The organism is Massilia agri, assembly GCF_024753255.1.
GTDB lineage: Bacteria > Pseudomonadota > Gammaproteobacteria > Burkholderiales > Burkholderiaceae_D > Telluria > Telluria agri.
In genome coordinates this window covers 59445-73135 of sequence record NZ_JANUHA010000007.1, presented here as the reverse complement: position 1 = coordinate 73135, position 13691 = coordinate 59445, and the positions used below count along the sequence as shown (strand labels likewise).

Annotated in this window: 8 protein-coding genes; 6 read left to right on the top strand and 2 right to left on the bottom strand. The window is 67.4% G+C overall.

Annotated elements, in window-relative coordinates; genetic code table 11:
- Nucleotides 1-49: 49 nt before the first annotated feature.
- Entirely contained in the window at nt 50-2737 is a 2688-nt protein-coding gene (locus NX780_RS12005) for a TonB-dependent receptor (protein ID WP_258828097.1), read from the bottom strand.
- 138 nt (nt 2738-2875) lie between these two features.
- Nucleotides 2876-5740 (bottom strand): TonB-dependent receptor, encoded by a 2865-nt coding sequence (locus NX780_RS12000; protein ID WP_258828096.1) that lies wholly within the window; start codon nt 5738-5740, stop codon nt 2876-2878.
- A gap of 535 nt (nt 5741-6275) precedes the next feature.
- Between NX780_RS12000 and aroG the strand changes: the two genes are divergently transcribed.
- The 6 genes from aroG (at nt 6276) to NX780_RS11970 (ending at nt 13340) form a co-directional block, all read left to right on the top strand.
- Entirely contained in the window at nt 6276-7334 is a 1059-nt protein-coding gene (gene aroG / locus NX780_RS11995; protein ID WP_258828095.1) for a 3-deoxy-7-phosphoheptulonate synthase AroG, read from the top strand.
- 195 nt (nt 7335-7529) lie between these two features.
- Nucleotides 7530-8468: an ABC transporter permease gene (locus tag NX780_RS11990; RefSeq protein WP_258828094.1), complete on the top strand. Its 939-nt coding sequence runs from the start codon at nt 7530-7532 to the stop codon at nt 8466-8468.
- On the top strand, nt 8468-9475 hold the full coding sequence (locus NX780_RS11985) for an ABC transporter permease (RefSeq protein ID WP_258828223.1): 1008 nt from the start codon (nt 8468-8470) through the stop codon (nt 9473-9475). Before NX780_RS11990 ends, NX780_RS11985 begins: the two co-directional genes overlap by 1 nt.
- Nucleotides 9472-11157, top strand: coding sequence for an ABC transporter ATP-binding protein (locus NX780_RS11980; RefSeq protein ID WP_258828093.1), 1686 nt, complete (start codon nt 9472-9474; stop codon nt 11155-11157). Before NX780_RS11985 ends, NX780_RS11980 begins: the two co-directional genes overlap by 4 nt.
- A 75-nt stretch (nt 11158-11232) precedes the next feature.
- Nucleotides 11233-12177: a VTT domain-containing protein gene (locus NX780_RS11975; protein ID WP_258828092.1), complete on the top strand. Its 945-nt coding sequence runs from the start codon at nt 11233-11235 to the stop codon at nt 12175-12177.
- Between the two features lie 146 nt (nt 12178-12323).
- On the top strand, nt 12324-13340 hold the full coding sequence (locus NX780_RS11970) for a glucokinase (protein ID WP_258828091.1): 1017 nt from the start codon (nt 12324-12326) through the stop codon (nt 13338-13340).
- Nucleotides 13341-13691 lie beyond the last annotated feature (351 nt).

Below are 13691 nucleotides of genomic sequence, written 5' to 3'. Positions count from 1 at the left end.
CGGGCGTTGCCGTTTCCAGCCGCGCTTCCGATGCGGTGCTGTGCCTGGTCTAGCGGAAGCGGTAGGTCAGGCGCATGTACACGGTCGCGCCCAGCGGGTCGGTATAGCGCGGATCGTAGCCCAGCTGGAAATTGGTCACCTGGTTGGTGAAGGGCGGCTTCTCGTCGAACAGGTTCTTGATGCCGGCGGTCAGCTCGGCCTTGTCGTTGCCCGTATACGTCGTCGAGATCGACCAGGTCGAGTAGTGGCCGACCTTGTTGAAGAACTCCGGCGCCACTGCCGTGTTCTGGTCCGTGTAATGCGACATGTAGCGGTTCGTCAGGTTGAAGCTCCAGTCGCCGCGCACCAGGGTGAACAGCAGGTTGTGGCGCCAGCGGAAGACCGGCGTCGCGTCCGCGTAGCGGCCCGCGTTCTCGGTGAAAGGGCCGCCCGGTTCGTTCTGGTAGTCGTACTTGTTGACGTAGGTGCCGTCCAGGTTGGCCGAGAAATTGCCGAAGCGCGTGCGCGGCATCCGGTAGGCCACCGACAGGTCGAGGCCGCGCGTCTTGACCTCGCCCAGGTTGTCAGTGATCAGGAGCACGTATTGCAGCTGGTTGCTGGCCGCGTTGTAGACGAAGAGGTCGCGGTATTTTTCGAAGTTGCCGAACACGGTCTGCTCGGCCAGCGAGCTGATCTGGTCTTTCAGGCGGATGTTCCAGTAATCGAGCGAAACGGTCAGGTTCTGCGTCGGCTCGACCACGATGCCGGCGCTGTAGGTGCGCGAACGTTCGGGCGACAGGTCCGGGTTGCCGCCGCCGCGTACCTGCTGCTGCTGGTCGCAGGCGATGTTGGGGTTGGCGCCGGGAATGGGCACGCCACCCGGGCACAGCACCGGGTCGTTGTAGGTGTCCGAGCTGTTGGTCGTCGTTTGCGGGCCGAACAGGTCGAACAGGGTCGGCGCCCGGAAACCCTTGTTGAAGGAACCGCGCACCAGCACCTGGCGGGTCGGCTGCCAGCGCAGCGCGACCTTGGGGTTGAAGCTGCCGCCGACGTCGCTGTAGTGGTCGTAGCGTGCGGCGAAGTTGAGTTCCAGGTCCTTGATGACGGGAACATTGACCTCGCTGAACAGGGCCCAGATGCTGCGCGCACCCGACTGGTCCTGGGCATCGGCCGAACCCGAGCTGGATGCCTGGGAGGCCAGCTCGCGGTTGACGAAGTACTTGGCGCGGTCGCGCCGGAACTCGGCGCCGACGGCGAAGCCCAGCGGGCCGCCGGGGAGCGCCATCAGCTCGCGGCTGGCGCGCGCATCGACGGCGGCGCTGTGGATGCGCGCGTGCAGGTATTCGCCGGACAGGAGGGAGTTGGCGAGGTAGTCCCTGCCGGCCGCATCCTGCATGCCGAAGGGGTTCAGGATGCCGGCGGCGACGCCGTCGATGATGCGCTGGTCGATGACGTAGCCGCCGTTGAAGACGCTGCGCGCCTTGCCCAGCGAATAGGAAATCCCCGTGTTGTAGTCCCAGCCGGCGAACGTGCCTTCGAGACTGGCCAGCAGGCGGTCGGTCACGCTGGCGTCGAAATTGTTGCGCCGGCCCGTTTCCAGCGGGCGCCAGCTGATGTCGAGCGGCTCGCCGGTGAGACCGGGGAAGGCCGGCACGATGCCGTTGCCCGGATAGAAGGGACTGCTGCCCGGCATGATGACGCCGATGCCGGACAGGGGCGGCGGCGAGACCAGGGCTTCGTTGGTACTGCGCCCGTGCACGAATTCCAGGCTGCCGGTGTGTTCGCCGAACTTGCGGCTCAGCCTGCCCATGGCGCTGAACTGGCGGGTCTTCGGGATGTTGTCGACATAGCGGGTGTAATCGAAGGCGCACAGCGGCGCGTCCGGCAGCGGCGGGGATTCCGGCAGCTGGCAGGTCGGGTAGTAGGGGTTCCCGCTGATGCCGAGATCGGAGAAGAAATTGGCGGGGAAGGTCGTGCCGCTGACCTCGAACATGCCGCGATCGGGCCGGATGCCGGTGCGCGAGAAGTCACGGTCGGTCGCGCGCAGCGGGCTTTGCTGGTGCCAGTCGATCACGCCCCAGGCGCTGATGCCGTCGCGTTCGAGGTCGCCCCAGCCGCCGGACAGGTTGAGGCGCTGCTCGTTGCCGCCGCCGCGCCGGTAGGGCTCGTAGCCTTCGAAGGTGACGGCCGCGCCCTCCACGGAGCGCTTGGTGATGAAGTTGATCACTCCGCCGATGGCGTCGGTGCCGTAGATCGCCGACGCCCCGTCGCGCAGCACCTCGACCCGCTCGAGCGCCGCCACCGGGATGATGTTGAGGTCGACGCTGTCGGCAAAATAAGGGTGGTTGGCCAGGCGCCGGCCGTTGAGCAGCACCAGGGTCTTGTCGCCGCCGAGGCCGCGCAGGTCGGCGGTGGCGCGCCCGCCGGTGCCGGAACCGACCGCCGCGGTCGAACCCTCGGAGGACTGGTTCATCGGGATGGAATTGAGCACTTCCTGGGCCGTCGCCAGGCCCTGCTTGGCAAATTCGGAAGCGCGGATGGTGGTAATGGGCAGTGAGGTTTCGGCCGCCAGGCGGCGCCGGATCGAGGAGCCCGTGACTTCGACGCGCTGCATCGGCGCGGCCGTCGGGGTCTGGGGCGGCTGGAGCGCCGGCGGCGAGGTCTGGGCCAGCAGGGGTGGGGCGCACAGCAGCGCGCCGGCGGCCGAGCCGCCGGCGAACAGGCGGCGCAGGGTACGGGACAGGAAGGTTTCGTTCATGGTGGCGAGGAGTGCTGTGTTGGATGAAAAACGGCCGGCGCCCGGCGCATGTGCCGCGCGCCGGCCCCTGGACCGGCGGGAGCGGGCCCGGTCCCGGGGCGCGCGCGCCTGCGCCACCGTCCCGGGCCCTTGCGCATATCAGAAGCTGTAGCGCGCCCCCAGGGTGTAGAAGCGGCCGACGGCGCCGGCGTAGTCCAGCGGGTTGTACGACACGGCGCCATAGGTCAGCGGATCGAGCGGGGCGACCTTGTCGAACACGTTCTGGATCGAGCCGAACACCTCCCAGCGCGGCTGCGGCTTCCAGCGGAACACCAGGTCGACCGTCGTGAACGAGGCCAGTTCGCAATCGGTCGGGGCGTCGTTGCCGTTGGCGAAGTGGGTGGCGCAGCCGTCCGGATCGTCCTTGAACAGCGTGTTGTCGATCCGGCCGCGGTAGTTCACGTTGGCCGACAGGCGGAAGTCGGGACGCTCCCAGGATGCGCGCAGGTTCACCCGGTTGTCAGGGGTGCCGATGCAGTTGGTGACGTCGCAGTTGCCGTGGGTGCCGGCGAAGTCGCGGGTGCTGCCGTCCTGCTCGGTACGCTCCCACTTGATCAGGTGGGTCCACTTGGCGTCGAAGACCAGGTTGCCCAGGCCCTGCGGCAGCGGCACGCTGTGGCGCGCGTCGAGGTCGATGCCGCGCACCTTGGTGCTGGCCGAGTTGACGTAGCTGGCCAGCACCGCCGTGATGGCGCCGGGGTCGCCCGGGATGCCCGCTTCCGCGGTGCTGGGGTCGCGCGCCACGCGGCCGGCCAGGATCGCGGCGTCGACCTGTTCCTGGTTGATCTCGTTCTTGCGCTTGATCTGCCAGAAGTCGAGCGAGACGCTGGTGCGCGGCAGCGGATCCCAGATCACGCCGACGTTGAAGCTCTTCGAGCGTTCGGGATCGAGGTCGGGGTTGGGCGAGGTGATGAGGGCGATGCTGGCCGGGTTGCAGGCCGCCTCCACGCCGAGGGCGCAGCGGATCGGGTCGTCGGCGGTGGAGAAGGCCGCCAGGCCGCCGCGGCCGTTTTCCGCCGGGCTCGGCGCGCGGAAGCCCCGGGCGAAGGTGGCGCGCAGGGCCAGCTGGCGCATCGGCGTCCATTTGATGCCGGCCTTCGGCGTATAGGCATTGCCCACGTCGGTGAAATGGTCCCAGCGCATGGCGCCGGTGAGTTCCAGGCCCGGCAGCACCGGCGCCAGCACCTCGCCGTACATGGCGAAGACATTGCGCTGGCCTTCGTAGGCCGAATAGCCGAGGCCGATGATGTTGCCGCGCTCGGTGCCCGAGGTCGGTTCCAGCTCGGCCGACTCGTGGCGGAACTCCGCGCCCACCGCCACGCCGAGCGCGCCGCCCGCCAGCTTGCCGAATTCGCGCGTGGCCTTGAAGTCGACCTGGGCGATTTCGGTGTGGGCGTCGTTCGAGATTTCCGGCGACAGGGCGGCGTAGATGGCCGGCGAATTCAGGCCGGCATTCTCGGCGATGCGCCAGAAGCTGCCGACCGGCAGGGCGCGGTAGCCGGGGCTGTTGGCGATGGCCGCGGCGACGTTCTCGGCCGTGGGATTGAGCAGGGCGAAGGTGACGTCGCGCTGCAGGTAGCCGGTGCGCTCGTTGCTGACCTTGTTGCGCGAGTAGAGCAGGGAGCTGTCCCATTCCCAGCCGGCCGCCTCGCCGCGCGCGCCGACCAGGGCGCGCAGGAAGGTGGAGTCGATGCTGGAGATGCGCGGACCCACGTCGGCCGCCAGGTAGCGCAGCCGCGCTTCGCGCCCGAAGTAGGGGTTGTCCGGGTGGGCGGCGCCCAGCGCCACGCCGGCGCCGCTGACCGGGCCGCCCGGATAGCCCTGGTTGAAGCTGACCGCGGTGGGCGTGGTGCCGGATTCGCTCAGGCTGTTGTAGAGGTTGAGCTCGGTGTAGCCCTCGACCCGCTCGTTCAGCTTGAAGGTGCCGCGTCCGAACACCGAGACGTATTCCGAGTCGGGCTGGATCTGGCTGTACTGCCAGGCCGCGTCGATCAGGCAGCCGCCGCCCGGGTCGCCCTGCGGGTGGTTGGTGAAGTTGCTGCAGGCCGCGCCGGGGAACAGGCGGGTGAAGCCGACGCCCGCCGGGTTGCCGCGGTTGTAGTAGTCGAGCGTGTCGGGGTTGCGCACATTGCCGTTGATGGAGCCGCTGCCCGAGGCGTTGTTGCCGGTGATGGCGCCCGAGCCGCCCAGCGCTTCCTGGGCCGAGAAGCCCCAGGGCCGCAGGTCGGCCTTGCCGATCCAGTCGCGGTTGCCGCGCTCGCGGTTCCAGATCTCGTCGGTCTTCTTGTACTCGAAGTTCAGCAGCACGTTGTAGCGGTCGGTGTCGAGGTCGCCCGTGCCCCAGGTGAGGGCGACGTTGTTGGTCTGGCCGTCGCCGGCCTCGCCGGTGCCGATCATGGCGCGCGTCGTGGTGCCCTTGAAGTCGCGCCGCAGGATGATGTTGACCACGCCGGCAATGGCGTCGGAACCGTAGATGGCCGACGCCCCGTCCTTCAGGATCTCGACCCGCTCGACGGCGTCGGTGGGGATGACGTTTAGGTCGGAGAACACCTTCTGGCCGTCGTCCGCGAGGCCGTAGGGCGCCATGCGGCGGCCGTTGAGCAGCACCAGCGTCGAGGCGGTGCCGAGGCCGCGCAGCGAAATGCCGGAAGCGCCCGAGGCGAAGCCGCCGCCGAAGGTCATCGGCACCGAGCCCGAGTTGTCGACCGCCAGCGTCTGGAGCAGCTCGGCGACCGTGGTCTTGCCGGAACGCTCGATGTCGGCGCGGTTCACGGTCTGCACCGAGGAGGCGGTCTCGGCCTGGGCGCGCCGGATGTTCGAGCCGGTGATTTCGACGCGGGCCACCGGCTTGGGCGCCGCTTCCTGCGCGAGCACTTCGGGTGGTACCGCCAACAACGCCAGGCCGACGGCGCCGCCGCCGGCGAAGATGCGCCGCAAGGCGCGCGAGAGCAGGGTTTCAGTCATGTCCGGACTCCAGTGGTTGGGTTTTCCCGCAGTCCTGACTCTTGAGTGCAATCAATATCTCAAGATGATTTTCTTGCGAGAACGCAAGCAGTGCAGAAACCGGCGGGGCTTGGAGGGACTGTTGCACTGATTAATGAACGGCGACTGATCCCGCTCAAAGTGCTCGGAAAGGGAAGGGGGGCCTGTGTGGTTCACGCAACCAGTCGCCAAATCGGGGGCGGGTCACGGTGCGGCCGAGGTGCAAAACAGCTTGTCTGGACAAGCGACAAAGAGCTTGCCAAGCTTCATGCAATGTTGTTATAGTCAATGAGACATGGTCAACCCCGACCCCATCGGACATCGCATGCACCGCACCGTTTTCTTTAGCCGCCACTTTTACTTTAGCCATTCCAGCCCCTTGGCGGTGGAGTAGCGGCAGGTTCACGCGATTTAACAAAGAACAGTCCGACGCAATCCAGACAAACCGCCAGCGATGGCGGTTTTTTCGTTTATAGCCCTGCTTTCACATACCACCCACCAAGATACGGAGTACAGCATGCCTCGCACCGACGACTTACGCATCCGCGAAATGAAGGAACTGACGCCGCCCTCGCACCTCATCCGCGAGTTTCCGGTGACGCCGGCGGCCGAACAGACCGCAGCCGGCGCGCGCGTGGCCCTGCACCGCATCCTGCACGGCCAGGACGACCGGGTGATGGTGGTGGTCGGCCCCTGCTCGATCCACGACCCCAAGGCTGCTCTGGAATATGCGCGCCGCCTGGTGGAGCAGCGCGAGCGCTTCAAGGGCGAGCTCGGGATCGTGATGCGGGTCTACTTCGAGAAGCCGCGCACCACGGTGGGCTGGAAGGGCATGATCAACGACCCCTATATGGACAACAGCTTCCGCATCAACGACGGCCTGCGCATGGCGCGCGAGCTGCTGCGCGACATCAACGAGCTGGGCCTGCCGGCCGGCACCGAATTCCTCGATGTGATCAGCCCGCAGTACATCGCCGACCTGGTGAGCTGGGGCGCGATCGGCGCGCGCACCACCGAGTCGCAGGTGCACCGCGAGCTGGCCTCCGGCCTGTCCTGCCCTGTCGGCTTCAAGAACGGTACCGACGGCAACATCAAGATCGCGGCCGACGCCATCAAGGCCTCGTCGCAGCCCCACCACTTCCTGTCGGTGACCAAGGGCGGGCACTCGGCGATCGTCTCGACCTCGGGCAACGAGGACTGCCACATCATCCTGCGCGGCGGCAAGGCGCCGAACTACGACGCCGCGAGCGTCGAGGATGCGTGCAGGCAGCTGGCCGCCAACGGCCTGGCCAGCCGCCTGATGATCGACGCCTCGCACGCCAACAGCAGCAAGAACCCGCAGAACCAGGTGCCGGTGTGCGCCGACATCGCCAGCCAGATCGCGGGCGGGGACGACCGCATCGTCGGCGTGATGATCGAGTCGCACCTGGTGGGCGGCCGCCAGGACCTGGTGCCGGGCAAGGAACTGACCTACGGCCAGTCGGTCACCGACGGCTGCATCGATTGGGAGACCAGCATCGGGGTGCTGGAAAACCTGGCGGCGGCCGTTCGCCAGCGGCGCCTGCGCCAGGAGTAGGTTGGGCCTGGGCGGCCCCGCAGATTCCGCCCACGCGTTCAACGGACGTATGCCAGCCACGGAGCGGGCCGGGAGACGTAGTTTGAACGCGTGGGCGAAGGATCGCCCACCCTACGTTATGGCGAGGCAATGAATAGGAATGGCTGTCGGCACGGCAAGACGGCAGAATAGGCGCTTCAACCATCCGGGAGTTCCATGCTGAGTTTTATCGTCCGGCGCCTGTGGCAGATGCTGCCGACCATGCTCGGGGTCGTGGTGCTGGTCTTCGTCCTGTTCAATTGGGTCGGCGGCGACCCTGCCTACCTGCTGGCCGGGAAGATGGCCGACACGGCCGCCATCGAGAACATCCGGCGCCAGCTCGGCACCGACCAGCCGTATGCCGTCCAGCTGTGGATCTTCATCAAGCAGATCCTGACCTTCGACTTCGGCAACGCCTGGAGCACGGGCGAGCCGGTGTCGCACATCATCTCCAGCCGCCTGGGGCCCTCGCTCACCGTGCTGGTGCCGCTCACCATCCTGGAAACCCTGTTCGGCATCGCGCTGGCGCTGGGCATCGCTTTCGTGCGCGGTTCGCTCACCGACCGCGCCGTGATGGTGGCCTGCACGGTCGGCATGTCGATCTCGATCCTGGTCTACATCATCGTGTTCCAGTACGTCTTCGCCTACGAGATGGGCTTGTTCCCGGTGCAGGGCTGGGGTAACAGCCTCGGCGAGAACCTGCTGCGCTATGCGCTGCTGCCGATCATCATCGGCCTGGCTGTGTCGATCGCGCCGACCCTGCGCCTCTACCGCAGCTTCGTGCTCGACGAGGTGAACCAGGACTATGTGCGGACCGCGCGCGCCAAGGGCCTGAGCGAGCGGCGCGTGGTCTGGGTGCACGTGCTGAGGAATGCCGCGATCCCCATCATCACCCATGTCATGGCCAACCTGCCGGCCCTGCTCATCGGCGCCTTCCTGCTGGAGCGCTTCTTCGGCATTCCCGGCATCGGACGGGAGGTGATCCTGGCGGTCGAGCGCAGCGACTTCCCGGTGATCAAGGCGATCACGGTCTACGTCGCCGCCGCGACCATGGTGTTCAACCTGCTGGCCGACCTGCTGTACCAGGCCGTCGATCCGCGGGTGAAGCTCTCATGATGGCCCATGCCGCTTCCCCCGGCCTGTGGGCCCTGGCCTGGCGCCGCCTGCGCGCCGACCGCGTCGCCATGGGCGCGCTCGCGGTGGTCGCCGCCTTCCTCGTGATGCTGCTGCTGTCCAGCGCCGGCCTGCTGGCCGCCGACTGGGAAGAGGAGGTGGCCGTCAACTATGCGCCGCCCACCTTCATCGGCGCCGATGCGGGAACCCGCGCGCTGGCCGCGGCCCAGTTGCCGCGCGAGACCCCGCCGAATGCCTTCGACCCCCTGGGCCCTGAACTGGCCGAGCTCAAGGCGCAGGTAGCGGCCAGCCATCCGCCCGTGGAGAAAGCCACGACCTTGCCCTTCGGCGCCGACAAGTGGGGCCACGACATCGTCAAGAAGACCATCAAGGGCGGCGAGACCTCGATCGTCGTCGGCCTGGTGGCGGCCCTGGTCGCGGTGGCGCTGGGCACCCTGTTCGGCGCGCTCTCGGGTTTCTACGGCGGCGTGGTGGACGACCTGTTCAACTGGTTCTACAGCATCTTCACCTCGATTCCCTCGATCCTGATGATCCTCACGGTGGCCGCCGTGCTGCAGCAGAAAGGCGTGACGACCATCGTGCTCATCCTGGGCCTGACCGGCTGGACCGGCCCCTACCGCCTGATGCGCGCCGAGTACATCAAGCACAAGGCGCGCGAGTACGTGATGGCGGCCGATGCGATCGGGGCATCGGGCTGGCGCCGCATGTTCGGCCACATCCTGCCCAACGTCGCCCACGTGGCCCTGGTGCAGATGTCGATCCTGGTGGTCGGCTTCATCAAGGCCGAGGTGATCCTGTCCTTCCTGGGCTTCGGCGTGCCGGTCGGCGTGGTGTCCTGGGGCAGCATGCTCAATGAGGCGCAGAACGAGCTGATCCTCGGCAAGTGGTGGCAGCTCGCGGCGGCGGCCGGCGCCATGGCCGTGCTGGTGACGGCCTTTTCCCTGTTCGCGGACGCGCTGCGCGACGCGCTCGATCCGAAGCTGAAATGAACGAGGACATCCTGCTCCAGGTGCGCGACCTGCGCATCGACTTCCGTGTCGACAGGAAGAATACGGTCGAGGCCGTGAAAGGCGTGTCCTTCGATGTGCCGAGAAACAGCACGGTGGCGCTGGTCGGCGAGTCCGGCAGCGGCAAGTCGGTCAGCTCGCTGGCCGTGATGGGGCTGCTGGCGCCTGAAACGACCATCGTCAAGCCCGGTTCCAGCGCGCGCTTCGACGGGCGCGAACTGCTCGCGCTGCCGCCGTCCGCGCGCCGGGAATTGTGCGGCAAGGACATCGCAATGATCTTCCAGGAGCCGATGTCCTCGCTTAATCCGGTGTTCACGGTGGGCTACCAGATCGGCGAGGTGCTGCGCAGGCACATGGGCATGACGGCGAAGGGCGCGCGGGCGCGCACGCTGGAATTGCTCGCCGAGGTCGGCATTCCCGATCCGGCGGTGAAGATCGACGCCTACCCGAGCCAGATGTCGGGCGGCCAGCAGCAGCGCGTGATGATCGCGATGGCGATCGCCTGCGAGCCCAAGCTCCTGATCGCGGACGAGCCGACCACGGCGCTCGACGTGACGATCCAGAAGCAGATCATGGAGCTGATCGCGCGGCTGCAGAAGAAGCACCGCATGGCGGTGCTCTTCATCACCCACGACCTCGGCCTGGTCGCCGAGATCGCCGACCGCGTGATCGTCATGCGCCACGGCGAGGTGCGGGAAGAGGGCGCGGCCAGCCAGGTGTTCGGCGCGCCCCGGGACGCCTACACCCGCGCGCTGCTGCACTGCCGTCCGAAGCTGGACGAGCGGCCGCTGCGCCTGCCGGTGATCGACGACTACATCGAGGGGCGCCTCCAGCCCGATCAAGCCCTGCCGCAGCGCACGCGCGGCACCGAGCCGGGCGACGAGCCGCTGCTGGTGGTGAAGAACCTGGCCAAGAGCTTCTGGCTGCGCGAGGGCCTGTTCGGCAAGCGCGAATTCAAGGCGGCGCAGGACGTGTCCTTCACCCTGGGGCGCGGCAAGACCCTGGGCGTGGTCGGCGAATCGGGCTCGGGCAAGACCACGGTCGGCCTGACCCTGCTGCGCCTGCACCGCGCCACGGCGGGGAGCGCGCTGTTCGACGGCCGGGACCTGCTCGGCATGCCGGAGCGCGACTACCAGGCGTATAAACGCCGCATCCAGATCATCTTCCAGAATCCCTATGCCTCGCTGAACCCGCGTTTCACGGTGGGGCAGATATTGCTGGAGCCCATGCGTATCCACCGCATCGGCGCAAACGACGCCGAGCGGGTGGCGACCGCCCACATGCTGCTGGGGCGGGTCGGCCTGCCCGAGCACGCGTTCCACCGCTACCCGCACGAGTTCTCCGGCGGCCAGCGCCAGCGCATCGCGATCGCGCGCTGCCTCACCATGAAGCCGGAAATCCTCGTCTGCGACGAATCGGTGTCGGCGCTGGACGTGTCGGTGCAGGCCCAGGTATTGAACCTGCTGCAGGACCTGCAGGACGAGTACGGCATGAGCTACATCTTCATCTCGCACGACCTGTCGGTGGTGAAGTACATCGCCGACCAGGTGATGGTGATGCACAAGGGGAGGGTGGTGGAGCTGGCGGACTCGGACGAGTTGTATCGCAACCCGCGGCACGCCTACACCCGCACCTTGCTGGATGCGATTCCACGAGGGGTGTAGGAAAGCGTTGTTTCCCTGCCAAAGGACAGGGCCGGGCCGCCTGTGATCGGAGGGGAATTCGGATACACTAGAACGATGCCTCAACTTATCGAACTGCTGCAAATCTACGGTGTGCTGATCGTGTTCGGCATCGTCCTTGTCGAGCAGTTCGGCCTGCCGATTCCCGCCTTCCCGATCCTGGTGGTGGCCGGCGCGCTATCCGTCGACGGCGACCTGGCCTGGCAGTTGTGCCTGCTCGCCGCCGTGGGCGCCTGCCTGATCTGCGACCTGTTCTGGTTCCGCGCCGGGCGCTTCTACGGCAAGCGCATCCTGCGCCTGCTGTGCAAGATTTCGCTGTCGCCGGATTCCTGCGTCAACCAGACCGAGGACCGCTTCCGCCGCTTCGGCGCGAAATCGCTGCTGGTATCGAAATTCGTCCCGGGCTTCAATACCATCGCCGCACCCTTGTCCGGCGCCATCGGCACCGAGGCGCGCCCCTTCCTGGCCTATGCCATCACCGGCGCCGCGCTCTGGAGCGGCACCGGCATCCTGCTGGGCGTGCTCTTCCACGACGGCGTCGAGGAGCTGCTGGCCACCCTGGAAACCATGGGCGGCACCGCGCTGTCCGTCCTCGCCTCGCTGCTGGCCCTGTTCGTCGCCGTCAAGTACGTCGAGCGCCGCCGCCACCGCGCCCGCACCGCCGTGCCGCGCATCGAGGTGGGCGAGCTGCTGGACCTGATCGACGCCGGCCACGACCCGCTCATCATCGATGCGCGCAGCCTGACGGCGCAGGGCATCGAGGCGGCGATCCCCGGCGCCCTGGTGTTCAAGTCCTGCCCGCCGGAGCAGCTGATGGCGGGCCTCGACCGCAACCGCCACATCGTCGTGTATTGCAGCTGCCCGAACGACGTGACGGCCGCCGAGGTGGCCAAGCAGTTCCTGGCCAACGGTTTCCACCGCACCCGCCCCCTCAAGGGCGGACTGGACGCCTGGAACGCGCACCACGGCGCCGGTCCGGAGCTGGATCCGGCAACGTGTTGATGAGGTAGTTCGACTACTTCAGAATGGCTGGTTCCCTGTTGTACGAAGCGAGGTGGATTTGCGTGCTTGTACCTAAACTACAAAAATAACTTGTAAGAGCACTACGAAGTTTAGTAAGCTTGGTCATCGCTTCTCTTCATGCTGCAATGACCGTCCTCGCTCCCAGCCCCGTTTTCCTCTCGTCCGCCTTCGCGGACGGCGCACGCCTGCTCGCCGACATCGGCGGCACCAACGCCCGCTTCGCGCTGGAAACCGCAGCCGGGCGATTCGAGGCGATCGAGGTGCTGGCCTGTAGCGAGCACGCGACCCTGGCCGATGCCATCCGCAGCTACCTGGCCCTGCCGCAGGCTGCCGCGCTCCACGCCGGCATCCGCCACGCGGCCATCGCCATCGCCAATCCGGTGACGGGCGACCAGGTGCGCATGACCAACCACCACTGGGCCTTCTCGATCGAGGCGCTGCGCCGCGAGTGCGGCTTCGACACGCTGGAAGTGGTGAACGACTTTTCGGCGCTGGCGCGCTCGCTGCCGCACCTGGGTGAGCAGAAGCTGCAGGTCGGCGGCGGCGCGCCCCTGCCTGACGCGCCCCTCGGGCTGCTCGGCGCGGGCACCGGACTCGGCGTGTCCGGCCTGGTGCCGGGCGCCGACGGGCACTGGACCGCACTGCGCAGCGAAGGCGGCCATGTGAGCTTCGCGCCTGTCAACGAGCTTGAAGTCGCGATCCTCCAGTACGCCTGGCGCGAGTTCGAGCACGTCTCGAGCGAGCGCCTGCTCTCGGGCGCCGGAGTGGAGCTGATCTACCGTGCCCTGGCTGACCGCGCCGGCCGTCCGGGCGAAAGCCTGGCGGCGCCGGAAATCTCGCGCCGCGCCCTGGCCGGCGAATGCCTGCTGTGCGACGAGGTGCTGGAAGTCTTCTGCGGCATGCTCGGCACCGCCGCCGGCAACCTGGCGATCACGCTCGGCGCCCAGGGCGGCGTCTACATCGGCGGCGGCATCGTGCCGCGCCTGGGCGAGCGCTTCCTGGCGTCGGGCTTCCGCCGCCGCTTCGAACAGAAGGGCCGTTTCAGCGCCTACCTGGCCGCGGTGCCGACCTACGTGATCACGGCCGACTACCCGGCCTTCCTCGGCGTGTCGGCGATTTTGTCGGAAAAACTGGCCGCTTGAGACGAATCGGCCCGAGTCGCGCCGATTCGACACCAATCCAGGCAGGATTTGACGGCAATCGTGCTTTCCCGGAGGGCGGGTCTTGTCCATTCGCCGGTTTTATCGGTTACAATGCCTTCCAGTTGCTAGAGACGCCCCCGCCGCATCACCCGCGAACCCGCGTTTCGCCGAAACACCAACAGAGCCGTGGCGCATATCGGAACCCGCATCGGAACCTTTTCCGCCGCCAAACCAGCCCGGCGCATCCAGGCCCGGGCCCCGGATTCCAGCATTTGCGCAGCACCTTCGCACCGCCACCCTGGCGCGCGCCTGGCATCCGCGATTGCACCCGCGTAGACGGATTATTGAACT

Excerpts from the sequence above, each read along its gene's own strand:
- NX780_RS11985 (WP_258828223.1), top strand. The coding sequence starts at position 8,468 with ATGGCCCATGCCGCTTCCCCCGGCCTGTGGGCCCTGGCCTGGCGCCGC.
- NX780_RS11975 (WP_258828092.1), top strand. The coding sequence starts at position 11,233 with ATGCCTCAACTTATCGAACTGCTGCAAATCTACGGTGTGCTGATCGTG.
- NX780_RS11980 (WP_258828093.1), top strand. The coding sequence starts at position 9,472 with ATGAACGAGGACATCCTGCTCCAGGTGCGCGACCTGCGCATCGACTTC.
- NX780_RS12000 (WP_258828096.1), bottom strand. The coding sequence starts at position 5,740 with ATGACTGAAACCCTGCTCTCGCGCGCCTTGCGGCGCATCTTCGCCGGC.
- aroG (WP_258828095.1), top strand. The coding sequence starts at position 6,276 with ATGCCTCGCACCGACGACTTACGCATCCGCGAAATGAAGGAACTGACG.
- NX780_RS12005 (WP_258828097.1), bottom strand. The coding sequence starts at position 2,737 with ATGAACGAAACCTTCCTGTCCCGTACCCTGCGCCGCCTGTTCGCCGGC.
- NX780_RS11970 (WP_258828091.1), top strand. The coding sequence starts at position 12,324 with ATGACCGTCCTCGCTCCCAGCCCCGTTTTCCTCTCGTCCGCCTTCGCG.
- NX780_RS11990 (WP_258828094.1), top strand. The coding sequence starts at position 7,530 with ATGCTGAGTTTTATCGTCCGGCGCCTGTGGCAGATGCTGCCGACCATG.